Below are 25,561 nucleotides of genomic sequence, written 5' to 3' on the forward strand. Positions count from 1 at the left end.
TCGGGCGCCGTGGGCATGGCCGTCGCGGCCGCCCCGGTGGCCGCGCAGACCGCGGGCAATGTGGAACTGCCGCATGTCACCGTGGTCGGCAGCGCCGACAGCGGCTTCAAGGCTGACACGGCTTCCTCGATCAAGACGCCGGCGGCGCTGCTCGATACGCCCAAGTCGATCACCGTCATCCCGCAGGAAGTGATCCAGAGCACCGCCTCGACCAGCCTCAGCGAAGTCCTGCGCACGGTGCCCGGCATCTCCTTCGGCGCCGGCGAAGGCGGCAACCCGGTCGGCGACCGCCCGTTCATCCGCGGCTACGACGCACAGGCCAGCACCTTCCTCGACGGCTTCCGCGACATCGGCGCGCAGAGCCGAGAACTGTTCAACGTGGAGTCGGTGGAAGTCACCAAGGGCCCGGCCGGCGCCTACGACGGCCGCGGCTCGGCCGGCGGCAGCATCAATATCGTCAGCAAGGCGCCCAAGCTGAGCAACTTCGCCGAAGGCAACATCAGCCTCGGCAATGCCGACTACAAGCGCGGCACCGCCGACGGCAACTGGCAGTTCGCCGACCACGCGGCGTTCCGCCTGAATGCGATGTACCACGATGCCGACGTGCCCGGGCGCGACGCCACCCACGCCAACCGCTGGGGCTTCGCGCCGTCGCTGGCGTTCGGCCTGGGTACCGACACGCGCCTGACGCTGTCGTACTACCACATGCAGTCGGACGACATTCCCGACACCGGCATTCCGTACAACAATCCCACCTTCAACCCCCGTACCGACGGCCGCCCGCGCACGCGCCCGGCCGGCGACGGCTCGCCGCTGAACGTGCCGCGCAATTCGTTCTACGGCCTGCTGGACCGCGATTTCCGCAAGGACAAGGCCGACATGGGCACGGTGCGCTTCGAGCACGATTTCAGCCCCGCGTTCAAGTTCCGCAACCAGACCCGCTTCGCGCGCACCACGCAGGACTACATCTGGACCCAGCCTGACGACAGCCAGGGCAACATCTATTACGACATGGTCTGGCGCCGCACCAATACGCGCATCGCCACGGCGCGCACCATCGCCAACCAGACCGACCTGTCCGGCGAATTCGCCACCGGCACGGTCAAGCACAAGTACGCGTTCGGCGTGGAGTTCGCGCAGGAAAAGAGCGAGAACGACAGCTACACCGTAGCCACCGGCAACAACCGCTGCCCCGCCGGCCCGGGCGCCGCCGGCGGCTACAACTGCACCACGCTGTTCAACCCGAACCCGAACGACCCGTGGGCCGGCTCGATCACGCGCAACAACAATCCCAGCAATTCCAAGACCAACACCACCTCGGTCTACGCCTTCGACTCCGTCGAGCTGACCAAGCAATGGCTGTTCAACGGCGGCGTGCGCTTCGACCACTACAGCGCGGAGTTCCAGGCCGCGCGCGCGGCCGACGGCAGCCGCGCCGAGTACTCGCGCGACGACAACCTGTTCAACTACCAGCTGGGCCTGGTGTTCAAGCCGGTGGAGAACGGCAGCGTGTATTTCTCCTATGGCACCTCGTCCACGCCGGCCGGCTCCTTCCTGTCCCAGGGCAGCGACGGCAACGCGCTGGCCCCGGACCGCGCCGGCAACCGCGGCGACCAGCTCGCGCCGGAAAAGAACCGCGCCTTCGAACTCGGCACCAAGTGGGACGTGCTGAACAAGCGCCTGCAGCTGACCGCGGCCATCTTCCGCGTGGAAACCACCAATGCCCGCATCGTCCAGCAGGACGGCACCGCGGTCATGGGCGGCGACAAGCGCGTGGACGGCGTCGAGCTGGGCTTCGCCGGCAACGTCACCGACAAGTGGGCGGTGTTCGGCGGCTATACCCACCTGAAGAGCGAGCTGCGCAAGAACGGCGGCTCGGGCGTTGCCTTCGGCGCCACCGACGGCCAGTCCTTCCCCAACACCCCGGCGGACAGCTTCAGCGCGTGGACGACCTACCAGGCCATGCCCAACTTCACGGTGGGCGGCGGCGCGTACTACGTCTCGAAGATCTGGGGCAACGAGGCGACCAACAAGTGGGTGCCCGCGTACTGGCGCTTCGACGCCATGGCGGCATACCGCATCAACAAGAACGTCGGCCTGCAGCTCAACCTGCTGAACCTGACCAACAAGGTCTACTACAACCAGGCCTACGCCAGCCATTACGCGTCGATCGCCCCGGGCCGCGCGGCCATCGTGAGCCTCAACCTGCGCTACTGAGCGCACGCACGGCCTGGATGCCGGCCAGCGGGCCGGCGTCTGACCCGACGCGGCACACCCGCCCCCGGCGCGGTGTGCCGTTTTTCCTTTTTCTCCGCATGAACACACTGCCTTTTCGCATTGCCTCCCCCGGCGAACTGGACCAGCTCGGCGCGGCCGGGCTGGCCGGCAAGCTGCGCGAGCCCGCCCACCTCGCGCTGCCCTGGCTGGGCGGCGCGGCCGTGCAGGGCGACCTCGATGCCCAGATGATCCTCGGCCAGTGGTTCCTGGCCGGCCACGGCATGGCGCGCGACGAGGGCCGCGCCTTCGTGTGGTTCAAGCATGCCGCCCATGCCGGCCATGCCGGCGCCGCCAACATGACGGGGCGCTGCTATGAAAACGGCTGGGGCACCGCGCCCGACGACCGCGCCGCGGCGCAGTGGTACACGCTGGCCGCGCAGCGCGGCTCGGACTGGGGCATGTACAACCTGGCCACCGCGCTGGTGCTCGGCCGCGGCATTGCCGCCAGCCGTGCCGACGCGCTGGCGTGGTACCGGCGCGCCGCCGGCATGGGTCATGCCAAGTCGCTCAATATCGTGGGTGGCTTCTATGAAGACGGCTGGGAGGTGGAACGCGACGCCGCGGTGGCGATGGACTACTACCGCCGCTCGGCCGAGGCCGGCGACTTCCGCGGCCAGTTCAACTACGCGCGCGCGCTGGCCTTGTGCGGCCAGGACAGCGAGGCGATCCGCTGGGTGCGCCAGGTACCGCAGACCGCCAACGCGCCCTTTATCGAGAAGATGCTCGCCTTCCTGCGCGACGCGCCCGACGCCGCCCTCAACCGGCTGCTCGGCCCCGCGGAGGACGCCGCGCAGCAGGTCAGGTCACGCGAAAGCCGATCTTCAGCGTGACCTGGTAGTGCGCAACCTCGCCATCTTCGATATGGCCGCGCGTCTCCACCACTTCGAACCAGTCGATGTGCTTGATGGTCTCGCCGGCTTTTGCGATGGCGCTGCGGATCGCCGCATCGCAGCCGTCCGGCGAGGAGCCCACGATCTCGACCAGCTTGTAGGTGTGGTTTGACATGTCCGTCTCCTTGGCGCTGCCGCCCGCGCTCGCCGCGCCGGCCAGCGCGGCGCGCCGGGCGCGCCTCTTCATCATAGGCAGCGCCTCCGGCAAAGCCCAAGCGCGGCGGAGAGCCGGGCGAGCGCCGCTTGCGGCATATCGGGATGCGGGCTGCCGAAGAGCTCCGCCCATGCGCCAGGAAGTGTTGCCGAACGTGTGAAACAACCGTCAGCGGCGGCGAAAGTGTTTGTCCTTTCCGCCACATACGTTCTACCTTACGAATGTGCGCCCTGCCTTTTCGGAGACCGCAATGGCAATACGCTCTACCGCTTCACACAGTACCGCGCAGTTAAGACGCCTGGTCGGCCAATTGCAGGCGGAAGTCGATTCGCTCGATCACCTGGCCATCTTCGACGCCGAAACGCAGACCGCGCTGGGCCAGGCGCGCGACCGCCTCACCCAGGGCATCGAAGCCATCGAAGACGCCATCCTGAGCCTGCGCACGCTGCAGCAGGTGCGCCCCTCGGGCATGCGGACCCGCAAGACGCCGCGCGTCGCCTGACGCGGCGGCACGCGGCATGCTCCCGCGTTCGCCCGCATCCCTGGCACGGGCACCCTGCGGCAGCGGCCTCAGAACTCCTGCACCGCCGGGCGCAGCACGATCTCGTTGATATCCACATCCGCCGGCTGCTCGATCGCATAGGCGATCGCACACGCCACCGAGTCCGCCGGGATCGCCTGCTTGTAGAACTCGCTCACGGTCTGCGCGCTTTGCGCATGGCTGCTGCCGAGCTTGAGTTCGGAGTCGACCGCGCCGGGCGAGATCACCGTGGTGCGGATGGCGCCGCCCACCTCATGGCGCAGGCCTTCGGAAATCGCGCGCACGGCGAACTTGGTGCCGCTGTACACGGTGCCGCCCGGGCTGAACACCTTCACGCCCGCCACCGAGGCGATGTTGATGAAATGCCCAGCGCCCTGCTTCTGGAACACCGGCAGCGCCGCGGCGATGCCGTACAGCACGCCCTTGACGTTGATGTCGATCATGCGTTCCCACTCGTCGACCTTGCCCTCGCTCAGCGGGGCGATCGCCATCAGGCCGGCGTTGTTGACCATCACGTCGACGCGGCCGAAGCTGGCCACGGCGTGCCGGACCACCGCCTCGACGTCGGCACGGCGGCTGACGTCGGCCACCACCGTCTCGGCGCGGCCGCCCTTGGCGCGGATCTGCGCCGCCAGCGCTTCCAGCCGGTCGCCGCGGCGCGCGGCCAGCACCAGGAACGCGCCGGCCGCGGCCAGGTGGTGCGCCGTGGCTTCGCCCAGCCCGCTGCTCGCGCCCGTGATGACAACGACCTTTCCTTCGATACCTTTGCTCATTTCCTGCTCCGTTGGATGCGGGCCCCTCGGCCTGCGACGAAGCCATTATGTTGGTTGCGACCATCCATAGAAATGGAAACGTTTTGATTTTAGTATTCCGGATTCCGGAATACCCGGCGACGCCGCTCAGGATTCGGCTGACGCCATGTTGCCGAAGTAGGCGACCAGCGCGTCGAATACCAGCCGGATGCGCATCGGCACCGGGCTGCGCCGCGAACGGTAGATGTACAAACCCCACGGCGCCGGCGCGTGGCGTTCCAGCACGCTGACCAGGCGGCCCGAGCGCAGGTGCGGCTGCGCAAGGTAGTCCGGTAGTTGCCCGTAGGCCAGGCCGCAGAGGATCGCTTCCATCTCGGTCTCGGGGTCGTCGGTCAGGAAGGCCGGCGAGCGCGGCGTGAACTGCTCGCCCTGGGCGAAGTACCAGGGCCACGCGCGGCCGGTGCTGCGGTCGATCAGGCCGGTGGCGGGCAGCGCCGCGAGGTCGGCCAGGCTGGACGGCTTGCCCACCCGCGCCACCAGTTCCGGCGTGCCCACCACGTGGAAGGCCACCCGCGCCGTCATGCGCGCCACCAGGCGCTGATCGCGGAACATGCCCAGGCGCAGGCCGATGTCGATCTCGTCGTCCACCACGTCCGCCAGCTGGTCGGACAGGCGGATGTCCAGCGTGATGCCGGGGTGGGCCAGCGCCAGCGGCCGCAGCGCCACCAGCAGGTGCTGGCGGCCCAGCGTGCTGGGCGCGGTAATGCGCACCACGCCCTTGAGCTCGCTGTCGGAGCGGCTGGCCGGATGCGCGAACAGGCTGTCCACGTCGAGCAGCGCCGCGCGGGCCCGCTCGGCCAGCCGCTCGCCCGCCGCGGTGATGCGGATCTGGCGCGTGTTGCGGTGGAACAGCGGCTCGCCGACGGCCTCCTCGAGATCCTGGATGGCGCGCGTCACGGTCTGCGGCGACGTGCCGAGCCGCGCCGCGGCCGCCTTGAACGAGGCCGACTCTGCCGCCGCGCAGAAGATCCTCAGCATTTCCAGCCGGTTGAGCATGAGTGTGTGCGCCTTGTATGCGTGCGTGCGCGCGACGATGACGCGGACGTGACACGAAACGGCAATTATAAAAGGCGAGCCGGGTATGCCGCACTCTGGCAGAATGCGCGACGCCCGCGGCCCGGGCGGGCTCCACGCCCGGGTGCCGCCTGGCCTGCCATCGCGCCCGGACGGCCGCCTTGCGCGGGCTGCCCCGTATTTCCACACGCAGAATGAAGACAGCATCAGCATCACCGGCAACGAAAAAGGCCGCGGCAATCGTACTGACGGCCCTGTTCCTCGCCACGGCGGCGGCACTGGCACCGCCCGCCTCGGCCAAATCCCGCAGCATCGGCACGGAGAGCGTGCCGCGCGTAGCCGGCGCCAGCGCGGCCGGCTTCTCGCAATGCCCGCAGTTCTTCGCGCAGCAGGCCGCGCCACGGCTGCGCGACGACCCGCTGGCCAAGGCGCGCGAGCTTTGCTACGACGCCTTCGCGGTGCTCCACTCGGGCCGCAGCAAGACCCCGCTGTACGTGGCGGAGCGCCTGTCGCGCAGCCAGTTGCTCGACGCCCGCGACGAGGCGCGGACCGACCGCTTCTTCGCCGACGCGCGCCTGCCGCGCGCCGAACGCGCCGAGCTCGACGACTACAAGGGCAGCGGCTATGACCGCGGCCATCTCTCGCCGGCGGCCAACCAGCCGACCGCGCAGGCGATGGCGCAGAGCTTCTCGCTCGCCAACATGGTCCCGCAGGCGCCGCAGAACAACCGCAAGGCGTGGGCTTCGATCGAAAAGGCGACACGCAAGTATGCGCTGCGCGCCGGCGGCGAGGTGTACGTGATTTCCGGCCCGGTGTTCGAGGGCAAGGTCCAGACCATCGGCAACGACAACGTCTGGGTGCCGAAGTATCTCTACAAGCTCGTCTACGACCCGTCGGCCCACCGCGCCTGGGCGCACTGGATCGAGAATACCGACGAGGCCCGTCCGGGCAAGCCGATTTCCTACAGTGAACTGGTGCGCCGTACCGGCATCGAATTCCTGCCGGGCGTGCGGCTGGCGGACTGAGGCGGCGCCACACCGGAAAACCGCGGAAGTGGCACACTGCCGGTTTGCCGCGCGTGGCGGCCGCCTGCCGTGTCACGGTGGCGCCGCATCGCCACGCTAGCCTGGCCCGGCCGCACCCCTGTGTTTTGTCTCACTAACGATGGAGCAAGCCCCACATGTCGAACAATAGCCAATGGATCCGCGTCGAAACCGAAGGCGGCGCCTTCGATGCCTACCTGGCGCTGCCGCCGGCCGGCAAGACCGCCGGCGCGCCCGGGATCGTGCTGGTGCAGGAGATCTTCGGCGTCAATGAACACATCCGCGCGGTGGCCGACCAGTACGCGCTCGACGGCTACGTGGTGCTGGCCCCCGACGTGTTCTGGCGCGATGCGCCGCGCGTGGAGCTGGGCTACGCCGGCGACGACATGAAGCGCGCGCTGGAACTGCGCCAGAAGGTCGACGTGGAACTGGCGGTCAAGGATATCGCCGCCACCGCCAAGGCACTGCGCGCGCAGATCGGCGCGGGCGGCAAGATCGCCGCGGTGGGCTACTGCTTCGGCGGCCTGCTGGCCTACCTGAGCGCGGCGCGCGGGCTAGTCGACGCGGCCGTGCCGTACTACGGCGGCGGCATCCAGAACAACCTGGCGGAAGCGGCCAGCATCGAGGTGCCGGTGCAGTTCCACTACGGCGCGCTCGACGCGCACATCCCCGCCGAAGCGGTCGACAAGGTGCGTGCCGCCGTGGCCGGCAACCCGCGTGCGGAAATCCACGTCTATCCGCAGGCCGACCACGGCTTCAACTGCTGGGCGCGCGGCTCCTACCACCAGCCCTCCGCGGTGCTCGCGCATGGCCGCACGCTGACCTTCCTGGCCGGCGCGCTGTAAGCCGCCGCGCGGTCAGTACGGCATCGCCACGCCGTTCTGCACCTTGACCCGGTCGCCGTTGCGCAGGTTGTAAGGCGTCGACTGGGTCAGCGTGAGATAGCCGTTGTCGGTGGTGCGCACGCGGATGCGATAAGCCGGCGGCGCGGCATTGGCGCGCTTCTCGACTTCGTTGCCGGCCACCGCGCCGGCCACCGCGCCGCCGATGGTCGCCACCGTGTTGCCGCGCCCGCCGCCGACCTGGTGGCCCAGCAGGCCACCGACCACGCCGCCGATCAGCGCCCCGGCCACGCCGCCGCCCGGCGCCTGCCCCTGCACCATCTCGATCGATTCGACCTGGCCATAGCGCACGCCGTAGGCGTCATGACCGCCCGCGGCCGGATTGGCCTGCGGGTAGCCGGCCTGCGGATACGGCTGCTGCGGGTAGCCTTGCTGCGGCTGCCGATAGCCACCCTGCAAGGGGTAGCCCGCCTGGGGATCGGGATAGCCCTGCTGGGCATAACCCTGTCCGGGATAGGCCGGCTGCGGCTCGCTGTCCTGCGCATAGCCCGGTTGCGCGTAGGCCGGTTGCGCATAAGCCGGCTGCGCGTAGCCGGGCTGCGGGTAGGACGCTTGCGGATAACCCTGCTGCGGATAAGCGGCGGGATAGGCCGCGCCGGCCTGCGTGCCGCCCGATCCGTAGCCGCCATACCCTCCCGCGCTGTACCCGCCATAGGGCGCGCTCACGCAGCCGGCCAGCGCACCCGCGGCAAGCAAACCCAGCATGGCGGCACGAAAGGGAGAAAAGGGAAAGGACATCGGCTGGCTCCTGCGTCGAACGCGTGTTGTGGTGCGCGCGATTCTGGGGCCGGCAGGGCGCCGCGGGTGTCACCGGGGCTTGTGATTGGTAACCGCCTGTAACGCCACGCGCAGGCCGCGGCGCGGCGGGCGTGGCGCAAGCTCAGGCGCGCTCGGCGCCGTCATCGTTGAAGGCGGTCAGGCGCGCCACGCGGAAGGTGCCGCGCAGCGATTCCAGTTCGCTCCGGTGCAGCATCGCCAGCCGGTTCAGGAAGCGCTCGCCCTTGGCCAGCAGGTGGACCTCCACGATGCGGCGGTCGTCCGGATTGGCCTTGCGCTTGACCAGGCCGGCCGCCTCGCAGCGGTTGACCAGCGCCACCACGCCATGCTGCTTGGCCTGCAGGCGCTCGGCCAGTTCGCCGATCGAAGCCCAGTCCTTGCCGGCGCAGCCGCGGATATGCAGCATCAGCAGATACTGCTGCACGGTCAGGCCTTCGTTGTGGGCCGCGTCCTCGGAAAACCGCAGGAAACGGCGCAGCTGGTAGCGAAAATCGGAAAGCGCCTCGAAGTCCTGCTTGGCGAGCGGGGCTTTGGCGGCGGCTGGCTGACGGGTCATTGGCGGGTCAGCGGCGTTGCGCTGTGATCGGGATTCGACGCTCATTATAGGGGCTGACCCCTGCCCGCCCCGCTGCCGCGGCGAGGCCCGGGCGCGCGCGTGAACCCGCATTTCGACCGGGGCCCGCGCGGGTATGGCAGAATCTGTGCGTTCGCAGACACTCCCGACTGCCAACGTCATTCATTGCCACGGAACCGAAACCGATGTTCACGGAAATCGCCCTCTTCCTGCTCGATACCGTCTTCACCTTGTTCGGCATGGCGCTGCTGCTGCGTGTCTGGATGCAATGGACCCGGCTGCCAACCCGCAACCCGGTCTCGCAAGGCGTGTTCCAGATCACCGACTGGCTGGTGCGGCCGCTGCGCCGGATCATCCCGGGCCTGGGCGGCATCGACTGGGCCACGCTGGTGGGCGCCTGGCTGACGGCGATCGTGTTCCTGCTGCTGGTGATCCTGCTGTCCGGCGCGGATCCGTCCACGCTGCTGCCGCTGCTGTTGCTCATCGCGCTGCTCAACGTGCTCAAGTGGGGCATCAGCATGGTGATGTGGGTCACGCTGCTGATGGCGATCCTGTCGTGGGTCAATCCGCATTCGCCGGTCACGCCCGCCATCAATCACCTGACCGAGCCGCTGCTGCGCCCGATCCGGCGCGTGGTGCCGCGCCTGGGCGGCTTCGATATCTCGCCGCTGGTGCTGTTCGTGATCGCGCAGATCCTGCTGATGGTCATTGCCCGCCTGGGCGCGGGCCTGTTCGGCGCGCGCTTCGGGCTGTGAGCATCCCGCGCGGGGCACTCTGAGCGCATTTGCCCCCGCCCGGCGCGACGCCGGCGGGCCGCCATTGTCCAAGATGGCGAACAGTGTTTCGAGGATTGGTACTTTTTCCTGGGCGGCAGGCCGCCTACAGTACGGGCAACGTGGAACAAACCACGAAGCACCACGACAAAGCCCAGGAAGAAAGCTCCAATGAAAACTCTCGCACAACCCCGTACCCTCGCCACCACCCTGCTCTGCGCCATCGGCCTGTCGCTGGCCGCCGCCTCCGCGCACGCCAGCACGCCGGTCTCCGACCTGGCCCGCCTCGATGGCAGCATCGGCCGCAAGGTCGACGCCTTCACCGACGGCGCCCGCACCACCCAGCGCGATGCCTTTACCGACGGCGCGCGCAGCGTGAGCGAGCCGCGCAGCAGCTTCAGCGACGGCGCCTGAGCGCCGCGCCACGGAATCCCCGAGGCAGAGGAGACAGCAGCACCAAGGAAAGACCGGCCTGCCAGCCGGCTCACGGCATGACCCCCGCAGCCGCGCCAGCCTTCACGGGCCGGGCGCGGCTGCGTCGTTCCGGGCGGGCCTTTTTGCTCAGGCTTCCTCGCGCGCCGGCTCGGCAAGATCGGTCGCCATCATGGCCTCGACCGCTTCCATGAACACACGCACCTTGCGCGGCTGCAGCCGGCGGTCCGGCAGCAGGGCAAAGACCCTGAGCGGCGGCGGCGGAAAGTCAGGCATCACCTGGACCAGCCGCCCCTGCGCCACCTCGGCTTCGCAATAGGCCCGCGACAGCCGCGCGATGCCCAGCCCCGCCAGCGCGCCCTGCAGCCGCAGTTCCGCGTTGGAAGTCTGCATGCGCGGCCGGATCGGCACCGACATGCGCTCCTCGCCGCGCATGAACTCCCATATGCCGTCGCCGGGCGTGGTCAGGGTGGGCAGGTTGGAAAGGTCCTCCGGCTGCAGTTGCGGCGGCAGGCCGGCGGCCAGCGCCGGCGCCGCGAACAGGCCGCGCTCGACATGGTAGATGCGCCGCGCCACGGTGCCGGAGTCCGGCAGGTCGTTCTCGACCGCGACGAAGGCGACGTCGAAGCCGTCGCGGATCGGATCGACCATGCCCTGGCTGATCTCCACCTTCACGTCGAGCGCGGGATGGGCCGCAAGTGTCCGGCAAATCACGCCACCCAGTTGCTGGGCGCCGAACTCGTAGGGCGAGGCGATGCGCAGCACGCCCTGCACGCGCTCCTCGCGCGCCAGCGTTTCCTGGCGGATCTCCCGCAGCCGCGCGAACAGCGGCGCCACGTCGCGGTATACCGCGCTGCCGGCGTCGGTCAGGCGCATGCGCCGGGTGGTGCGCTGGAGCAGCTTGGCGCCGATGGCGGACTCCAGCCGCGCCACCGCCGCCGAGACGCGGGACTTGGGGCAGTCGAGCTGCTCGGCCGCCGCCGTGAAGGTGCCTTGCTCCACCACGCAACAGAAGGCTTCCCAATCGTTCCACTGGATTGTCTCGTTCACCAGGCCAGGTTTCCTTTACAAGCTATGTTTCCGCAACGCGCGCCATTATGCGGCACGCGCGGCGGCGGCGCCCCGCGGCACTGGCGCGCGGCGCGCATTTCCTCTACCCTTTCGGCCTTTCCGTGCATATTCGGCGTCCGGCCGAACTGACCGATGGCCAGCCCTGCCGCTCCAGACAATCCCGCTAACCCTGCCGCCAGCGCGCCGGCCCAGGAGAAGCCGAGCGATACCTATGTGCAGTCCTTCGCACGCGGGCTTTCCGTCATCCGTGCCTTCGACGCGCAGCACCCGGCCCAGACCCTGAGCGAGATCGCGCACGCCAGCGGCCTCACGCGCGCGGGCGCGCGCCGCATCCTGCTGACGCTGGTGGGGCTGGGCTATGTGCGCGCCGACGGGCGCCTGTTCCGCCTGACGCCCAAGATCCTGGACCTCGGCTTTGCCTACCTGACCTCGATGCCGTTCTGGAACCTGGCCGAGCCGATCATGGAGGCGCTTTCGCAGGAAGTGCACGAGAGTTGCTCGATTTCCGTGCTGGACGGTACCGAGATCGTCTATGTGCTGCGCGTGCCGGCGCGCAAGATCATGACCATCAACCTGTCCATCGGCAGCCGCCTGCCGGCCTACTGCTCGTCGATGGGACGCGTGCTGCTGGCCGGCCTGCCGGACGCCGAACTGGACCGCGTGCTGGCCGCCAGCGACCTGCGCCCGCGCACCGACCGCACCGTCACCGATCCCGCGGCGCTCAAGGCCATCGTGGCCGGCATCCGCGCGCGCGGCTGGGCCCAGAACGACCAGGAGCTCGAGGAAGGGCTGGTGTCGCTGGCCGCGCCGATCCGCAACCGCGCCGGGCAGGTCATCGCCGCCATCAATATCAGCGGGCAGGCCAACCGCACCAGCGCCGACGAGATGGCCGCCAATTTCCTGCCGCCGCTGCTGGCGGCATCCGGGAAGATCTCGAACCTGATCAGCCTGCGTACCTGAAACCCGAAGACCAGGAACCTGGAAGCTGGGGGCAGCAGGCCCCGCGCGCTAGCGCGCAGCGGGCGCGGCCAGCGCCACGCTGCCGAATTCGGCCGAGCGCGTGCCCGGCAGCGGATGGTTGCCGGCGCCGAAATACGCGAAGGCCGCCGACAGCTTGACCGCCTCGGAGAGATTCTGCCCCGCGCTGTGGAACAGCCGGCTGTCGAAGAACAGCACGTCACCGCGCTCCAGCGCGAGCGGCCGCACGCCGCGCAGCAGCGCCTGGCTGGCCGGGTGCGACTCCACCAGGAATTCCGCCGCGTCGAGCTGGCCGGGCTCCAGCGCCACCGTGTGCGAGCCGGGAATCACGCGCAGCACGCCGTTGCTTTCGTCCTCGCGGCCCAGCGCCAGCCATACCGTCACCAGTTCCGGGCGGGCGAACGACCAGTAGCGCGTGTCGCGGTGCCAGCCGGTCTGGCTGCCGTAATGCGGATGCTTGGTCATCACGCAGTTGTGGTGCGCCAGCGTCAGGCAGGCCGGCTCGCCCAGCAGCGTCGACACCACCCGCTCCACGGCGGGGTCGGTCGCCCACTGGCGGAACGCCTCGTCGCGCGCGTAGGCCTGGCGCAGGCGCCGCACCGTGCCGCCGCCGGCCGCGTCGCGGCTGGCGGGCGCGCCCGGGTATCCGAGTTCGGCTTCGTATTCCACGGGCGGCACCGCCGCTGCCAGTTGCCGGCGCGCGACCTGCTCGATGCGGTCGCAGACTGCGGGCGGCGCGAAACCGCGCAGCACGATATAGCCGTCGGCATGGAAAGCGCGGTTCAGCGCGTCCAGTTCGGCGGCAGCGGGAACCATGGCGGAGGCCGGGGCCGCGCCAGCGGCGGTGCCCGGAGATGCGGCGAGGGGGGAGTTCATTGCAGCGGATGTGGGGGGTGGCAGGGACCGACAGCTTCGATAATGCCAGAAGCCGCGCAATCCGGCGTGATCTGGCACAACACGGGTGCATGGCGCGCCGCCTTGCGTGCGCAAACAGACTGTTCCGCGGCATGCGCGCGCCGCTACAATGGCCGGGTCCTCGATCCGACCCGCAGGCCCCCAGTGACCGCTCGCCCCCGCATCGTCGCCTCGCTCGCCCAGGCGGAAGCCCAGCTTGGCCGCATCGTCCTGGGCAAGCCCCGCCAGCTCCGCCTGGCGCTGGCCTGCATGCTGGCCGGCGGCCACCTGTTGCTCGAAGACCTGCCCGGCGTGGGCAAGACCACACTGGCCCACGCGCTGGCGCGCACGCTCGGCCTGCAGTTCCAGCGCGTGCAGTTCACCAGCGACCTGCTGCCGGCGGACCTCATCGGCGTCTCCGTCTACGTGCGCGAGAGCGCCGAATTCCGCTTCCATCGCGGCCCGGTGTTCGCGCAGGTGGTGCTCGCCGACGAGATCAACCGCGCCACGCCCAAGACGCAGAGCGCGCTGCTGGAAGCCATGGCCGAGGGACAGGTGACGCATGACGGCGTCACGCATGCGCTGCCGTCGCCGTTCTTCGTCATCGCCACGCAGAACCCGCTCGACCAGATCGGCACCCACGCGCTGCCCGAATCGCAGCTCGACCGTTTCACCATGCGCCTGTCGCTGGGCTATCCCGACCCCGCCTTCGAGCGCGTGCTGTATCTCGGCGGCGGCGCGCCCGCCGACACCGGCCCCGTGATGGACGCCGACCATGTAACGGCGCTGCAGCAGGCCGCGGCGCAGGTCTACGCGAGCCCGGCGCTGGTGGACTACGCACTGGCGCTGGTGCAGGCCACCCGCGCGCATGCCGGCTTCGCCGCCGGCCTGTCGCCGCGCGCGGGCCTGGCGCTGCTGGCCTGCGCGCGCGCCTGGGCGCTGCTCCACCAGCGCGAGATGGTGCTGCCGGAAGACGTGCAGGCCGTATTCGAGCCGGTGGCGGGCCACCGGCTGCTGCCCGCCAGCGGCGCCGGCGCGGGACAGGACACGCTCGCCCGCCTGCTCGCCGAAGTCGCCATCCCCTGAGCGATGCCGCGCAGCCGGCCATTCCCGCCGCAAGCGTCGCCTGCTGGCCCGGCACAGCGGTCTCCGGCCGGCAAGCGCCGGCCGTGGGGCACGGCGCCCTGGCTGCAGCGGCCGCGCCCGCCGCAGCAAGGCGTGGTGACGCTCGACCGCCGGCATCTCTATATCCTGCCCAGCCGCACCGGCTTCGGCTTTGCCTTGCTGCTGGCGGCCATGCTGCTGACCTCGCTGAACTACAACATCAGCCTGGGCTTCGCCCTCACCTTCCTGCTGGGCGGCATCGGCATGGCGTGCATGTGGCAGGCGTATCGCAACCTGCTCGACGTGACCGTGGCCGGCGCCGGCGCCGCGCCGGTGTTCGCCGGGGAAACGGCGGCGTTCAGCCTGCGCGTGGCCGGGGTGGCCGGCGCGCGCGCGCCGGTGCGGATCGGCATCGAGGCCACCCTGCCGGCGCAGGCCGGGGCGCAGCCGGCCAGCCTGAGCCTGGCGCGCGGCGCCACCGGCATGCTGACGCTGCGGCTGCCCGCGGCGCGGCGCGGCTGGCTGGCGCTGCCGCGCGTCACGCTCTCCAGCCGTTTCCCGTTCAACCTGTTCCGGGTATGGAGCTATGCCGACCTGCCGCTGGCCGCGCTGGTCTACCCGCAGCCCGAAGCCGGCGCGCCGCCGTTGCCCTTCGCCACGCAACCGGATGAAGACGGTGCCGCGGCGCTGCCCTCGGACGACGGTACCGACCAGTTGCGGCGCTACCGCAGCGGCGACCCGCTGCACCGCATCGCCTGGAAGCACAGCGCGCGCACCGGCCGCTGGCTGAGCCGCACCGGGCAGTCAGGCAGCCAGCCTTCGTGCTGGCTCGAGTGGCAGTCGCTGCCGCTGGCGCTGGGCAACGAGGCGCGCCTGTCGCGCCTGTGCGCATGGGTGCTGGCGGCAAGCGACGCGGTGGAGATCGGCCTGCGGCTGCCCGGCGTGGAGATCGCGCCCGGCCGCGGCAGCGGGCATCGCCGCGCCTGCCTGGAAGCGCTGGCGCTATGGCCGGGCCGGGCCGGACAAGCCACGCCGGGGCACACAGGATGAAGACACGCCGGATGAAGCCCGCGCCCCGCCTGCTTGCCCATGAGGAGCACGGCCTGCTGCTGGGCCAGCTCGCGCTGGTGCTGGCGCCGCAGGCGCGCAGCCTGCCGGTGGCCGTCAGCGTCCTGCTGGTGCTGCTGATGGGCTGGCGCTGGCTGCTGTGGCGCCAGCGCGCGCCGCTGCCGTCGCGCCTGATGCTCGGGCTGACCGCCGGGCTGGTGCTGCTGGTGGCCGCGGCGCTGGTGTGGCAGGCCGGCGGCAATATGGGGCGCGATCTCTCGGTGGCGCTGCTGGGCGCCTTTGTCGTGCTCAAGCTGCTGGAATGCCGCGTGCTGGCCGACGCCACGCTGGTGACGCAGCTTTGCTTCTATCTCCTGCTGAGCCTGTATCTGTTCGACCAGCCGTTCTGGCTGGCGCTGTACAGCCTCGCCATCGCGGCCTGGCTGCTGCGCAACTGGCTGTTCCTGGGCCATCCGGAAGCGCGCGGCTACCTGGCGGTGTGGCCGCTGCTCGGGCGGCTGGCGCTGGTCGGGCTGCCGTGGGCGCTGCTGCTGTTCGTGCTGTTCCCGCGCCTGGACCGCCCGCTGTGGCGCCTGCCGCAGGCCGAGCCGGTGGCCGCCACCGGCCTGAGCGACACCATGAGCCCGGGCAGCGTGAGCGAGCTGACGCAATCGGCCGAAGTAGCGCTGCGCGCCGACGTGGAGGGCGGCCAGTTGCCCCCCGGCGCGCTGTACTGGCGGGCGCTGGTGCTGTGGCGGTTCGACGGGCAGACCTGGCGCCCCGCACCCGGACGCCAGCGCCGCACACAGGCCGCGCCGGAACTGCCGGCGACGGACACCGCCGCCGCCGGCGCGATCGATTACCACATCACGCTCGAGCCCAACCAGCACCCGTGGCTGTTCCTGCTCGACCGGGGCCAGGCCATTTCCGTCCCCGCCGGCGCCAGGATCAATGCCGACGGCGAGTTCTTCACGCGCGACCTGGTCGACCGGCGCCTGCGTTATCGCGCGCGCTCGGGGCCGGCCGCGGCGGAACCGCTCGACCCGCAGACGCTGCAACTGGCGTTGTCGCTGCCGCCCGGCAACCCGCGCAGCCGCGCGCTCGCGGCCGAATGGGAACAACGCTACGCGGATCCGGCGCAGCGCGCGCAGGCCGCGCTGCGGCTATTCGCCGCGGCGCCGTTCGCCTATACGCTGTCGCCCGCGCCGCTCGGCCACGAGCAGGTGGACAGCTTCCTGTTCGACACCCGCCGGGGCTTCTGCGAGCACTACGCCAGCAGCTTCGTCTTCCTGATGCGCGCGGCCGGGGTGCCGGCGCGCGTGGTCACGGGCTACCAGGGCGGCGAGTACAACCCGATCGGCGGCAACTACATCGTGCGCCAGGCCGACGCGCATGCTTGGGCGGAGATCTGGCTGGCGGGGCGCGGCTGGGTGCGCGTCGATCCCACCAGCGCGGTGGCGCCCAGCCGCGTGGAGCGCGGCCTCGACGCGGCGCTGCAGGCCAGCGAGATCGCCGCGCTGAGCGCGGCGCGCGAGCCCGGCTGGCTGCGCGACCTGCGCTGGGGCATGGACGGCATGGTCTATACCTGGCAGCGCTGGGTGCTGCAATACGACCGCGGGCAGCAGACCCGGCTGATGCAGCAGCTCGGCATCGGCGACAGCTTGCCGCAGGCCTTGCTGGGCGGACTCGCCGCGCTCAGCCTGCTGGGGCTGGTGCCGCTGGTGCGCCGCCGCCGCGAGGCCGATCCCGTGCAGGCGCTGTACGCGCGCTTTTGCCGCGAGCTGGCGCGGCACGGCTGCGTGCGCGCGCCGGCCGAAGGCCCCCGGGATTTCGCCGCGCGCGCCGCACGGGCCTGGCCGGAAGCGGCCGGCGCGGTGCTCGACTTCAACCTGCGCTATATGAAGCTGCGCTACGGGCCGCCGGCTCCGGCGGCGCTCGCCGCCGACCTGGCCGCGCTGCGCGAGGCCCTGCGGCGGCTACCGCGCCATGCGCCCGGCCGCGGCACCCGCGCGGAGCCGCTGTCGCCGCAATGACCTATTTCAAGTGATATAATTTCATCCGAAATTAAATGACCGGCGCGGCAGCTTCGCGGCGCGGGTATCACTTGAGCATTGCGCCATGTCGTTCGAAGACCGCATTGACCGTTTCTGCGCCACCCACCCCGAGGCGCCGCGCGACCTGATCCTGGCCTCGCGGCTGCTGCTGCGCACCGCGCGCCTGCTGCGCACCCATATCGACCGCGCGCTCGCGCCGTTCGAGCTGGATCTCCAGCAATACCTGGCGATCAGCATGCTCGCCACCGACGAGGCGCAGCCGACGCTGCCGTCGGAACTCGGCCTCACGCTCGACGCCACCCGCACCCAGATGACCCGCCTGATGGACGGGCTGGAAGCGCGCGGGCTGGTGCGGCGCAACGCCTCCGCGCTGGACCGCCGCGCCACCGAGCTCGTGCTCACCGCCGCGGGCCATCGCCTGCTCGAACGCGCGGCGCCGGCGGTGCACGCCGCCTATGCCGAAGCCTGGCAACCGCTCGGGGAAAGCGGCCTCGGCACCGCCACCCGGGCCCTGAACCGCCTGCACAAGAACCTGCTCGCGCTGGAGCCATGAAATCAGCTTCAGCCTTGCGGCCGCTGCGCCTCGGGCTGCGCTGGCTGCGCCTGCTCAGCCACCGGCAGCGGCAGACGCTGGTCATGCTGCTGCTCGCGCTGGCCACCGCGGTCGAATTCCTCGAGAACATCATGTTCGTGTTCGCGTCGAGCCACATCGTGGGCGGCGTGGACGCGGACCCGCGCAGCTTCGCGCTGGTCCAGGCGGCCTACGCCGTGGGCAGCATGCTGATGATCCTCAAGCAGCAATGGCTGGCCCAGCGCTTCGGCTACCGCTATTACCTGACCGGCGCGCTGATGATCTTCATGGCAGGCACGCTGGCGGCCGCGACCAGCCATACGCTGCCGCAACTGGTGGGCGCGCGCTTCGTGCAGGGCGTGGGTGGCGGCGCGCTGTTTACCAGTTGCCGCATCCTCATCAATGTGATGTTCGCCCCGCCCGACCGGCCCCGCGCGGCGCGCATCTTCATGCTGGGCATCTTCTCGGCCTCGGCACTGGCGCCGGCGCTGGCCGCCGAGCTGGTCGAGCGCGGCGTGTGGCAGGACGTGTTCTACGGCGCGCTGCCGTTCGCGGCGCTGGCAACGCTGGGCGCATGGCTGCTGCTGCCCGACGCGGAGCCGCGCGACGACGACGCCGGCCCCGCGCTGGGGCCGCTGCTGCTGTTCGGCGCCGCCGTGGTGTCCTTGCAGGCCGCGCTGACCGAGGCGCGCTTCGACATCTTCTCGCACCCGCTGCGGCTTGCCGCGATCTGCGCGCTGGGGGTGGGCCTGCTCGGCTGGTTCCTCTGGCAGCAATGGCACCACAGCACACCGGTGCTGCGCGTGCGCGCGCTGCGCGATCCGGTCTACCTGACCGGGCTGGGAATGTATTTCGCCTACTACCTGATCAGCAACCTCAGCAGCTATGTATTCCCGATCTACGCCGAACAGGCGCTCGGCATGCCGCTGGCCAGGACCGGCTGGCTCAACAGCTTCGCCGCGCTGGTAAGCCTGGCCGGCATCGCGGTCTACCTGCGCGTGGCGCCCAGGCTGCCGCACAAGAAGCCGCTGATGGTGAGCGGCCTGCTGCTGATGGCCGGCGCGGCGTGGTGGTTCTCGTCGATGCCGCCGGATGCCGGCCCGCGGGCGCTGACCCTGGGGCTGGTCGGCAAGGGACTGTTCGGCGTGCTGGTGATCATCCCCATCGCGGGCCTGACCTTCCGCTCGCTGGCCGAGGAAGATTTCGCGCACGGCTACCGCAGCAAGAACCTGCTGCGCCAGATCGCCGCGTCGTTTGCCTCCGCGCTCGGCGCGGTGCTGCTGCAGAACCGGCAGTTCGCCGTGCACACCAGCCTGACCGGCGCGCTGGGCCAGCACACCGCGCAGACCCAGCTATGGATGGACTCGGCGCAGGCAAGCTGGAGCGCGCGCGGATTCGACGCGGGCCATGCGCATCAGGCCGCGCTGGCGCAACTGGCCGGCCTGGTCGATGTCCAGGCCAGGCTGATCGCGTGCGAGGATCTGTACCGGCTGATCGCGGTGCTGGCGCTGGTTGCCGCGGTGTTCATGCTGGCGCAGCGCCGGCTCGACTGAACCCGGGCGGCGGGGGCTGGAAACGGGGGGCGCGGAGAGGACGAAGGGCGCGAAGGGGGCGATGAGGGCGTTGCCGCGTGGCGGCTGATCGCGGGTACTGCTGGTGGCCGGGCGGATCGCTCCGGCAGTGGCATGCGCGATGCGGACGACGCATCGACCGGCCGGACGGCCGGCAATATCAGATCACGTGCTCAGAACAAGGCCAGCTGGCGCATGCCGAAGCCGATGGTTTCCTCCACGCGCATGCGCGCATGGGCGAGCGAGCCTTCCGCGCCGGAATAGTTGCCGGCGGCCCAGTGATAGACGACCGGGAGTTCGCCGCGATCGGACAGGCGCACTTCGCCCAGCTTCTCGCCGCGTTCGTTGCGGTAGAAGTGCGAACGGTAGCCACGCTCCCAGTGCGGAGCGGCTTCTGCTTTCTTGCGGCGTCGCGGAGAGGGCGTCGATTGCGGCAGGCGCCGCGCTCTTTCGGTACCCGTGGTCGCGGAGACGCGGGTGAAATCCAACTGCATAGACTTCCTTGTATTCGAGTCTGCAGGACGAATTCGCAACAAGGGTCCGGAAACCGTCGCGGCGTGTCCTGCGTCGCAGTCGAGATAATACCTGTTACCGCGCGTTCTGACAGCCCCATATGCACCGGAATTCGGCTTCCAGCAAGGCTTGGCGGGCCGGACGTATACCTGGCGTATACGTCCGCGTATACGTTTACGTATACGCGTTTACCGGCCCACGCGCATTTTCGCGGCGCGCTGGACACCGCATTTTCAGCGGCATTTTAGCGCGCCCGCGGCGATACTCAACCGAGGTCGAGCGGGATAAAGATACGGGCATCGTCGCGTTGCACCAGCAGTGCCACCTGCTTGCCCGACTTCGACACCAACGCGCGCAGCTGGTCGGCGGAACTGATCGGCGTGCCGTTGATCGACAGGATCACGTCGCCGGGCTGGATGCCGACCTTGGCCGCCGGGCCTGCCACGTCTTCCACCACGAGGCCGCCGTCGATGCCGCTGTCGCGCTTCTCCGCCGGGCTCAACGGACGCACCGCCAGGCCGAGCTTGCCGCCCGCATCGTTGGCCGGGCTCTTGTCGGCGACCACCGTATCCTTGGCAGTGCCGATCTTGACGGTCAACGTCACCGGATCACCCTTGCGGATGACCTTGAGCGAAGTCTGCGTGCCGGGCGCGAGGTCGGCCACGTGCTCGGGCAGGTCGCCTGAATGGTCGATCACGTCATTGCCCAGTTGCACGATCACGTCGCCCGGCTTCACGCCGGCCTTCGCCGCGGGGCTGTCCGGTTCCACCGAGTTGACCAGCGCGCCAGTGGGCTTGGGCAAGCCGAACGATTGCGCCAGCGCCTGGTTTACCTCTTGCACGCCGATGCCCAGGCGCCCGCGCGTGACCTTGCCGTGCGCGACCAGTTGCGTCTCCACCTTGGTAGCCACGTCGATCGGGATCGCGAACGAGAGGCCCTGGTAGCCACCGGTCTGGCTGTAGATCTGCGAGTTGATGCCGATCACTTCGCCGCGCTGGTTGAACAGCGGGCCGCCCGAATTGCCGGGGTTGACCGCGACGTCGGTCTGGATGAAGGGCACATAGGTGTCGTCGGGCAGCGAGCGCGACTTGGCGCTGACGATGCCGGCCGTCACGGTATTCTCGAAGCCGTAGGGCGAGCCGATGGCCAGGACCGGCTCGCCGACGCGCACGCGCGCGGGGTCGCCCAGGCGCACCGTCGGCAGGTCCTTGGCGTCGATGCGGATCACCGCCACGTCGGATTGCTTGTCGACGCCGAGTACCTTGGCCTTGAACTCGCGGCGGTCGGTCAGCTTCACGGTCACCTCCTGGGCGCCGTCGACCACGTGGGCGTTGGTCAGGATCAGGCCATCGGGGCTGACGATGAAGCCGGAGCCGAGGCCGCGCACGAGTTGCTGCGGGCCGTTCTGCGGAGCCTGGAACTGCGGGCCGAAACGCTTGAAGAACTGGAACAGGGGATCGTCCGGGTCCATGCCCTGCGGCACCTGCGCCGAGGTGCGCTGCGCGCGCGAGGTCACGCTGATATTGACCACGGCGGGACCATACCGGTCGACGATGCCCGAGAAATCGGTCGGCGTGGCTACGGCAACGGGTTGCGAGGGTGCGGTGATGGGACTCTGTGCGGCGTATCCCGGTGTGATGACTTCTTTCTGCAGATAGGCATAGCCCCCGGCAAGCGCGGCCAAGGCAGCGATACCAATGGCGGAGCGGGCGAGTGTCTGGCGGATCATGGCGTCTTCCTTTACTGGTTACCTTGGGCGTCCAAAACGGTTGGGGACGCGACAGGGTCCATGCTAAGGGGCGATCCTTAAACGAGACTTAAGGAAAGGAAGAGCACAGGAATTTAGTGGCACCGGCCGGAGGAGCGCTCCGCGCCGGTCCGGTCAGCCGGCCGGGGGTGGCCGCGCGGGATCCTGGATTATCGACAACGTCGCGCATAAATCGCGCTTCTGCGCCGAATTCAGCCGCTTTGCCGCAGCCTCGGCCTTGGAGGCTTCCGAACGGTTCTCGAATTCCTTCCACCCCAGGATGCGGATCGGCTTGTGGGAGCGGGTGTATTTCGCGCCCGTCCCGGCCTGGTGCTGGGCAAAGCGCCGTTCCACATCGGTCGTGATGCCGGTGTAGATCGAATTGCCCTCGCATTCGAGCAGATAGAGAAACCACGAGACGGTGCCGTCGGCTGGCATCGGGATATTTTCGAGACCGGAACGCGGCAATTATGCAGCCTCGCACGACAGCTGCAAAGTCATTGTGCATTTTCCGTCGCTGCGCGCCCGGGTGCGTTGGATAATCCGCGGCCCGTAAAATGGGCCATAAAAAGCAAAACCCCCCAGTAGGAGGTACTGAGGGGTTTCAAGGGAGAGCCTGGCGATTACCTACTTTCACACGGGTATCCGCACTATCATCGGCGCGGAGTCGTTTCACGGTCCTGTTCGGGATGGGAAGGGGTGGTTCCAACTCGCTATGGTCACCAGGCATAAACGGTGTGCCGTGCTGGCGAACTGGCCAACACAGCAAATAGGGATGTAGTCAGGTTGTGTCTTGTATCGGCCAAGCTGCTGGGCAGCGGCACGCGATACACTCAACCAGGCAGAAACACACTGGTTATAGGATCAAGCCTTACGGGCAATTAGTACTGGTTAGCTTAACGCATTACTGCGCTTCCACACCCAGCCTATCAACGTCCTGGTCTCGAACGACCCTTCAAGGAGGTCAAGCCTCCAGGGAATCCTCATCTTCAGGCGAGTTTCCCGCTTAGATGCTTTCAGCGGTTATCTCTTCCGTACATAGCTACCCTGCGATGCCTCTGGCGAGACAACAGGTACACCAGCGGTACGTCCACTCCGGTCCTCTCGTACTAGGAGCAGCCCCCGTCAAGATTCCAACGCCCACGGCAGATAGGGACCAAACTGTCTCACGACGTTTTAAACCCAGCTCACGTACCTCTTTAAATGGCGAACAGCCATACCCTTGGGACCGGCTACAGCCCCAGGATGAGATGAGCCGACATCGAGGTGCCAAACACCGCCGTCGATATGAACTCTTGGGCGGTATCAGCCTGTTATCCCCAGAGTACCTTTTATCCGTTGAGCGATGGCCCTTCCATTCAGAACCACCGGATCACTATGTCCTGCTTTCGCACCTGCTCGACTTGTCGGTCTCGCAGTTAAGCACGCTTTTGCCATTGCACTTTAGGTACGATGTCCGACCGTACCAAGCGTACCTTCGAACTCCTCCGTTACACTTTGGGAGGAGACCGCCCCAGTCAAACTGCCTACCATGCACTGTCCCCGACCCGGATTCACGGGCCAAGGTTAGAACCTCAAACAAACCAGGGTGGTATTTCAAGGACGGCTCCACGCAGACTAGCGTCCACGCTTCAAAGCCTCCCACCTATCCTACACAGATCGGTTCAAAGTCCAATGCAAAGCTACAGTAAAGGTTCATGGGGTCTTTCCGTCTAGCCGCGGGGAGATTGCATCATCACAAACACTTCAACTTCGCTGAGTCTCGGGAGGAGACAGTGTGGCCATCGTTACGCCATTCGTGCAGGTCGGAACTTACCCGACAAGGAATTTCGCTACCTTAGGACCGTTATAGTTACGGCCGCCGTTTACCGGGACTTCAATCAAGAGCTTGCACCCCATCATTTAATCTTCCGGCACCGGGCAGGCGTCACACCCTATACGTCCACTTTCGTGTTTGCAGAGTGCTGTGTTTTTATTAAACAGTCGCAGCCACCATTTTATTGCAACCCCTTCACCCTCCTGGCGCAGGCCAGTCAAGCTACAAGGGCGTACCTTATCCCGAAGTTACGGTACCAATTTGCCGAGTTCCTTCTCCCGAGTTCTCTCAAGCGCCTTAGAATACTCATCTCGCCCACCTGTGTCGGTTTGCGGTACGGTCTCGTATGACTGAAGCTTAGAGGCTTTTCTTGGAACCACTTCCAATTGCTTCGCAGCACTAGGCCGCTCGCCCCGCATCCTTGAATTCCGCGCCCGGATTTGCCTAAGCGCCTTCTCCAATGCAGGGACCGGGACTTCCAACACCCGGACAACCTTCCGCGATCCGTCCCCCCATCGCATCATACGACGGTGCAGGAATATTAACCTGCTTCCCATCAGCTACGCATCTCTGCCTCGCCTTAGGGGCCGACTCACCCTACGCCGATGAACGTTGCGTAGGAAACCTTGGGCTTACGGCGAGGGGGCTTTTCACCCCCTTTATCGCTACTCATGTCAGCATTCGCACTTCTGATACCTCCAGCATCCTTTACAAGACACCTTCACAGGCTTACAGAACGCTCTCCTACCACGCACTTGCGTGCGTCCGCAGCTTCGGTGACTGGCTTAGCCCCGTTACATCTTCCGCGCAGGACGACTCGATCAGTGAGCTATTACGCTTTCTTTAAAGGGTGGCTGCTTCTAAGCCAACCTCCTGACTGTTTTAGCCTTCCCACTTCGTTTCCCACTTAGCCAATCTTAGGGACCTTAGCTGGCGGTCTGGGTTGTTTCCCTCTTGACACCGGACGTTAGCACCCGATGTCTGTCTCCCGTGATTGCACTCTTCGGTATTCGGAGTTTGCTATGGCGGGGTAATCAGCAATAGACCCCCCAACCATGACAGTGCTCTACCCCCGAAGGTGAGACACGAGGCACTACCTAAATAGTTTTCGGAGAGAACCAGCTATTTCCAGACTTGTTTAGCCTTTCACCCCTATCCACAGCTCATCCCCTAACTTTTCAACGTTAGTGGGTTCGGTCCTCCAGTACGTGTTACCGCACCTTCAACCTGGCCATGGATAGATCGTCTGGTTTCGGGTCTACACCCAGCGACTGAACGCCCTGTTCGGACTCGCTTTCGCTACGCCTTCCCTAATCGGTTAAGCTTGCCACTGAATGTAAGTCGCTGACCCATTATACAAAAGGTACGCCGTCACCCGTTTCCAGGCTCCGACTGTTTGTATGCATGCGGTTTCAGGATCTATTTCACTCCCCTCCCGGGGTTCTTTTCGCCTTTCCCTCACGGTACTGGTTCACTATCGGTCGATCACGAGTATTTAGCCTTGGAGGATGGTCCCCCCATCTTCAGACAGGATTTCACGTGTCCCGCCCTACTTGTCGTACACCTAGTTCCACAACGCTGTTTTCGCATACAGGGCTATCACCTGCTATGGCCGGCCTTTCCAGACCGTTCTGCTAACAACACTGCTAAAGAGTACAAGGCTCTTCCCATTTCGTTCGCCACTACTTTGGGAATCTCGGTTGATTTCTGTTCCTGCAGCTACTTAGATGTTTCAGTTCGCCGCGTTCGCTTCCCTGACCTATGTATTCAGTCAGGGATGACCCATGCGGGCCGGGTTTCCCCATTCGGACATCTCCGGATCAAAGCTTGTTTGCCAGCTCCCCGAAGCTTTTCGCAGGCTACCGCGTCCTTCATCGCCTGTGATCGCCAAGGCATCCACCACATGCACTTGTTCGCTTGACCCTATAACGAGTGTGTCTCAAACTTCGAGCCACGCATCGCTACAGGATGAGTTCTCGCATTTGTGCCGTATTCCAAGTCATCTT

23 protein-coding genes and 2 rRNA genes are annotated in these 25,561 nt (G+C 67.7%); 13 read left to right on the plus strand and 12 right to left on the minus strand.

What is annotated here, in order from left to right; genetic code table 11:
* Positions 1-15: 15 nt before the first annotated feature.
* Positions 16-2,217, plus strand: coding sequence for a TonB-dependent receptor (locus ACKI2N_RS33830; RefSeq protein ID WP_420998122.1), 2,202 nt, complete (start codon positions 16-18; stop codon positions 2,215-2,217).
* Between the two features lie 98 nt (positions 2,218-2,315).
* Positions 2,316-3,107, plus strand: a complete 792-nt coding sequence (locus ACKI2N_RS33835; protein WP_420998121.1) for a tetratricopeptide repeat protein — start codon at positions 2,316-2,318, stop codon at positions 3,105-3,107.
* Here the strand turns inward: ACKI2N_RS33835 and ACKI2N_RS33840 are convergent.
* Positions 3,076-3,282, minus strand: a complete 207-nt coding sequence (locus ACKI2N_RS33840; protein WP_020204984.1) for a dodecin — start codon at positions 3,280-3,282, stop codon at positions 3,076-3,078. The two genes, ACKI2N_RS33835 and ACKI2N_RS33840, sit on opposite strands and share 32 nt — an antisense overlap.
* Before the next feature lie 349 nt (positions 3,283-3,631).
* Here ACKI2N_RS33840 and ACKI2N_RS33845 point away from each other — a divergent pair, with 349 nt between their 5' ends.
* On the plus strand, positions 3,632-3,823 hold the full coding sequence (locus ACKI2N_RS33845; protein WP_420998120.1) for a hypothetical protein: 192 nt from the start codon (positions 3,632-3,634) through the stop codon (positions 3,821-3,823).
* A 68-nt stretch (positions 3,824-3,891) separates the two neighbouring features.
* On the opposite strand, the gene ACKI2N_RS33850 is transcribed toward ACKI2N_RS33845, so the two are convergent.
* Together ACKI2N_RS33850 and ACKI2N_RS33855 are read right to left on the minus strand one after the other, a co-directional pair.
* Entirely contained in the window at positions 3,892-4,635 is a 744-nt protein-coding gene (locus ACKI2N_RS33850; RefSeq protein ID WP_420998119.1) for an SDR family oxidoreductase, read from the minus strand.
* A 126-nt stretch (positions 4,636-4,761) separates the two neighbouring features.
* Positions 4,762-5,670 (minus strand): LysR family transcriptional regulator, encoded by a 909-nt coding sequence (locus ACKI2N_RS33855; protein WP_420998118.1) that lies wholly within the window; start codon positions 5,668-5,670, stop codon positions 4,762-4,764.
* Between the two features lie 212 nt (positions 5,671-5,882).
* On the opposite strand from ACKI2N_RS33855, the gene ACKI2N_RS33860 reads away from it, so the two are divergent.
* Positions 5,883-6,713 (plus strand): DNA/RNA non-specific endonuclease, encoded by an 831-nt coding sequence (locus ACKI2N_RS33860; RefSeq protein ID WP_420998117.1) that lies wholly within the window; start codon positions 5,883-5,885, stop codon positions 6,711-6,713.
* Positions 6,714-6,868: 155 nt separating this feature from the next.
* Positions 6,869-7,576 carry a dienelactone hydrolase family protein gene (locus tag ACKI2N_RS33865; RefSeq protein WP_420998116.1) on the plus strand — a complete coding sequence of 236 codons (708 nt, stop codon included), beginning with the start codon at positions 6,869-6,871 and terminating at the stop codon, positions 7,574-7,576.
* Between the two features lie 12 nt (positions 7,577-7,588).
* Here the strand turns inward: ACKI2N_RS33865 and ACKI2N_RS33870 are convergent, their stop codons facing one another.
* Positions 7,589-8,371, minus strand: coding sequence for a glycine zipper 2TM domain-containing protein (locus tag ACKI2N_RS33870; RefSeq protein WP_420998115.1), 783 nt, complete (start codon positions 8,369-8,371; stop codon positions 7,589-7,591).
* A 142-nt stretch (positions 8,372-8,513) separates the two neighbouring features.
* The gene (locus tag ACKI2N_RS33875) at positions 8,514-8,966 is read right to left on the minus strand and encodes a MarR family winged helix-turn-helix transcriptional regulator (RefSeq protein ID WP_420998114.1); all 453 of its coding nucleotides are present in this window, start codon (positions 8,964-8,966) and stop codon (positions 8,514-8,516) included.
* Positions 8,967-9,169: 203 nt separating this feature from the next.
* Here ACKI2N_RS33875 and ACKI2N_RS33880 point away from each other — a divergent pair, with 203 nt between their 5' ends.
* Positions 9,170-9,739, plus strand: coding sequence for a YggT family protein (locus ACKI2N_RS33880; protein ID WP_420998113.1), 570 nt, complete (start codon positions 9,170-9,172; stop codon positions 9,737-9,739).
* Positions 9,740-9,928: 189 nt separating this feature from the next.
* Positions 9,929-10,171, plus strand: a complete 243-nt coding sequence (locus ACKI2N_RS33885) for a hypothetical protein (RefSeq protein ID WP_420998112.1) — start codon at positions 9,929-9,931, stop codon at positions 10,169-10,171.
* Positions 10,172-10,318: 147 nt separating this feature from the next.
* On the opposite strand, the gene ACKI2N_RS33890 is transcribed toward ACKI2N_RS33885, so the two are convergent.
* On the minus strand, positions 10,319-11,239 hold the full coding sequence (locus ACKI2N_RS33890; RefSeq protein ID WP_420998111.1) for a LysR family transcriptional regulator: 921 nt from the start codon (positions 11,237-11,239) through the stop codon (positions 10,319-10,321).
* A 153-nt stretch (positions 11,240-11,392) separates the two neighbouring features.
* On the opposite strand from ACKI2N_RS33890, the gene ACKI2N_RS33895 reads away from it, so the two are divergent.
* Complete coding sequence (locus ACKI2N_RS33895) at positions 11,393-12,220, plus strand: IclR family transcriptional regulator (RefSeq protein WP_420998110.1); 828 nt, start codon at positions 11,393-11,395, stop codon at positions 12,218-12,220.
* A 48-nt stretch (positions 12,221-12,268) separates the two neighbouring features.
* Here ACKI2N_RS33895 and ACKI2N_RS33900 read toward each other — a convergent pair whose 3' ends face one another.
* Entirely contained in the window at positions 12,269-13,054 is a 786-nt protein-coding gene (locus tag ACKI2N_RS33900; protein WP_420998109.1) for a phytanoyl-CoA dioxygenase family protein, read from the minus strand.
* Positions 13,055-13,297: 243 nt separating this feature from the next.
* On the opposite strand from ACKI2N_RS33900, the gene ACKI2N_RS33905 reads away from it, so the two are divergent.
* From ACKI2N_RS33905 to ACKI2N_RS33925, 5 genes are all read left to right on the plus strand, one after another.
* Positions 13,298-14,218 carry an AAA family ATPase gene (locus tag ACKI2N_RS33905; protein WP_420998108.1) on the plus strand — a complete coding sequence of 307 codons (921 nt, stop codon included), beginning with the start codon at positions 13,298-13,300 and terminating at the stop codon, positions 14,216-14,218.
* 3 nt (positions 14,219-14,221) lie between these two features.
* A complete protein-coding gene (locus ACKI2N_RS33910) occupies positions 14,222-15,286 on the plus strand; it encodes a DUF58 domain-containing protein (protein WP_420998107.1) in 1,065 nt (354 codons plus the stop codon).
* A gap of 11 nt (positions 15,287-15,297) precedes the next feature.
* On the plus strand, positions 15,298-17,316 hold the full coding sequence (locus ACKI2N_RS33915; RefSeq protein WP_420998106.1) for a transglutaminaseTgpA domain-containing protein: 2,019 nt from the start codon (positions 15,298-15,300) through the stop codon (positions 17,314-17,316).
* 85 nt (positions 17,317-17,401) lie between these two features.
* Entirely contained in the window at positions 17,402-17,890 is a 489-nt protein-coding gene (locus ACKI2N_RS33920) for a MarR family winged helix-turn-helix transcriptional regulator (RefSeq protein ID WP_420998105.1), read from the plus strand.
* The gene (locus ACKI2N_RS33925; protein WP_420998104.1) at positions 17,887-19,461 is read left to right on the plus strand and encodes an MFS transporter; all 1,575 of its coding nucleotides are present in this window, start codon (positions 17,887-17,889) and stop codon (positions 19,459-19,461) included. The genes ACKI2N_RS33920 and ACKI2N_RS33925 overlap by 4 nt, the downstream gene beginning before the upstream one ends.
* 191 nt (positions 19,462-19,652) lie before the next feature.
* Here ACKI2N_RS33925 and ACKI2N_RS33930 read toward each other — a convergent pair whose 3' ends face one another.
* From ACKI2N_RS33930 to ACKI2N_RS33950, 5 genes are all read right to left on the minus strand, one after another.
* Positions 19,653-19,973 carry a hypothetical protein gene (locus tag ACKI2N_RS33930; protein ID WP_420998103.1) on the minus strand — a complete coding sequence of 107 codons (321 nt, stop codon included), beginning with the start codon at positions 19,971-19,973 and terminating at the stop codon, positions 19,653-19,655.
* Between the two features lie 284 nt (positions 19,974-20,257).
* Complete coding sequence (locus ACKI2N_RS33935; protein WP_420998102.1) at positions 20,258-21,721, minus strand: DegQ family serine endoprotease; 1,464 nt, start codon at positions 21,719-21,721, stop codon at positions 20,258-20,260.
* Positions 21,722-21,874: 153 nt separating this feature from the next.
* Entirely contained in the window at positions 21,875-22,177 is a 303-nt protein-coding gene (locus ACKI2N_RS33940) for a GIY-YIG nuclease family protein (RefSeq protein ID WP_420998101.1), read from the minus strand.
* A 176-nt stretch (positions 22,178-22,353) separates the two neighbouring features.
* Positions 22,354-22,466, minus strand: a 5S ribosomal RNA gene (rrf, locus tag ACKI2N_RS33945).
* 133 nt (positions 22,467-22,599) lie between these two features.
* Positions 22,600-25,478, minus strand: a 23S ribosomal RNA gene (locus ACKI2N_RS33950).
* Positions 25,479-25,561 lie beyond the last annotated feature (83 nt).

The sequence above is a fragment of the Cupriavidus sp. 30B13 genome (assembly GCF_049059565.2).
Classification (GTDB): Bacteria; Pseudomonadota; Gammaproteobacteria; order Burkholderiales; family Burkholderiaceae; genus Cupriavidus.

What these genes read in the sequence shown, in the direction of transcription:
- ACKI2N_RS33830 (WP_420998122.1), top strand. Translation starts at nt 16, where the DNA reads ATGGCCGTCGCGGCCGCCCCGGTGGCCGCGCAGACCGCGGGCAATGTG.
- ACKI2N_RS33835 (WP_420998121.1), top strand. Translation starts at nt 2,316, where the DNA reads ATGAACACACTGCCTTTTCGCATTGCCTCCCCCGGCGAACTGGACCAG.
- ACKI2N_RS33840 (WP_020204984.1), bottom strand. Translation starts at nt 3,282, where the DNA reads ATGTCAAACCACACCTACAAGCTGGTCGAGATCGTGGGCTCCTCGCCG.
- ACKI2N_RS33850 (WP_420998119.1), bottom strand. Translation starts at nt 4,635, where the DNA reads ATGAGCAAAGGTATCGAAGGAAAGGTCGTTGTCATCACGGGCGCGAGC.
- ACKI2N_RS33855 (WP_420998118.1), bottom strand. Translation starts at nt 5,670, where the DNA reads ATGCTCAACCGGCTGGAAATGCTGAGGATCTTCTGCGCGGCGGCAGAG.
- ACKI2N_RS33860 (WP_420998117.1), top strand. Translation starts at nt 5,883, where the DNA reads ATGAAGACAGCATCAGCATCACCGGCAACGAAAAAGGCCGCGGCAATC.
- ACKI2N_RS33865 (WP_420998116.1), top strand. Translation starts at nt 6,869, where the DNA reads ATGTCGAACAATAGCCAATGGATCCGCGTCGAAACCGAAGGCGGCGCC.
- ACKI2N_RS33870 (WP_420998115.1), bottom strand. Translation starts at nt 8,371, where the DNA reads ATGTCCTTTCCCTTTTCTCCCTTTCGTGCCGCCATGCTGGGTTTGCTT.
- ACKI2N_RS33875 (WP_420998114.1), bottom strand. Translation starts at nt 8,966, where the DNA reads ATGACCCGTCAGCCAGCCGCCGCCAAAGCCCCGCTCGCCAAGCAGGAC.
- ACKI2N_RS33880 (WP_420998113.1), top strand. Translation starts at nt 9,170, where the DNA reads ATGTTCACGGAAATCGCCCTCTTCCTGCTCGATACCGTCTTCACCTTG.
- ACKI2N_RS33885 (WP_420998112.1), top strand. Translation starts at nt 9,929, where the DNA reads ATGAAAACTCTCGCACAACCCCGTACCCTCGCCACCACCCTGCTCTGC.
- ACKI2N_RS33895 (WP_420998110.1), top strand. Translation starts at nt 11,393, where the DNA reads ATGGCCAGCCCTGCCGCTCCAGACAATCCCGCTAACCCTGCCGCCAGC.
- ACKI2N_RS33900 (WP_420998109.1), bottom strand. Translation starts at nt 13,054, where the DNA reads ATGGTTCCCGCTGCCGCCGAACTGGACGCGCTGAACCGCGCTTTCCAT.
- ACKI2N_RS33910 (WP_420998107.1), top strand. Translation starts at nt 14,222, where the DNA reads ATGCCGCGCAGCCGGCCATTCCCGCCGCAAGCGTCGCCTGCTGGCCCG.
- ACKI2N_RS33915 (WP_420998106.1), top strand. Translation starts at nt 15,298, where the DNA reads ATGAAGCCCGCGCCCCGCCTGCTTGCCCATGAGGAGCACGGCCTGCTG.
- ACKI2N_RS33920 (WP_420998105.1), top strand. Translation starts at nt 17,402, where the DNA reads ATGTCGTTCGAAGACCGCATTGACCGTTTCTGCGCCACCCACCCCGAG.
- ACKI2N_RS33925 (WP_420998104.1), top strand. Translation starts at nt 17,887, where the DNA reads ATGAAATCAGCTTCAGCCTTGCGGCCGCTGCGCCTCGGGCTGCGCTGG.
- ACKI2N_RS33930 (WP_420998103.1), bottom strand. Translation starts at nt 19,973, where the DNA reads ATGCAGTTGGATTTCACCCGCGTCTCCGCGACCACGGGTACCGAAAGA.
- ACKI2N_RS33935 (WP_420998102.1), bottom strand. Translation starts at nt 21,721, where the DNA reads ATGATCCGCCAGACACTCGCCCGCTCCGCCATTGGTATCGCTGCCTTG.
- ACKI2N_RS33940 (WP_420998101.1), bottom strand. Translation starts at nt 22,177, where the DNA reads ATGCCAGCCGACGGCACCGTCTCGTGGTTTCTCTATCTGCTCGAATGC.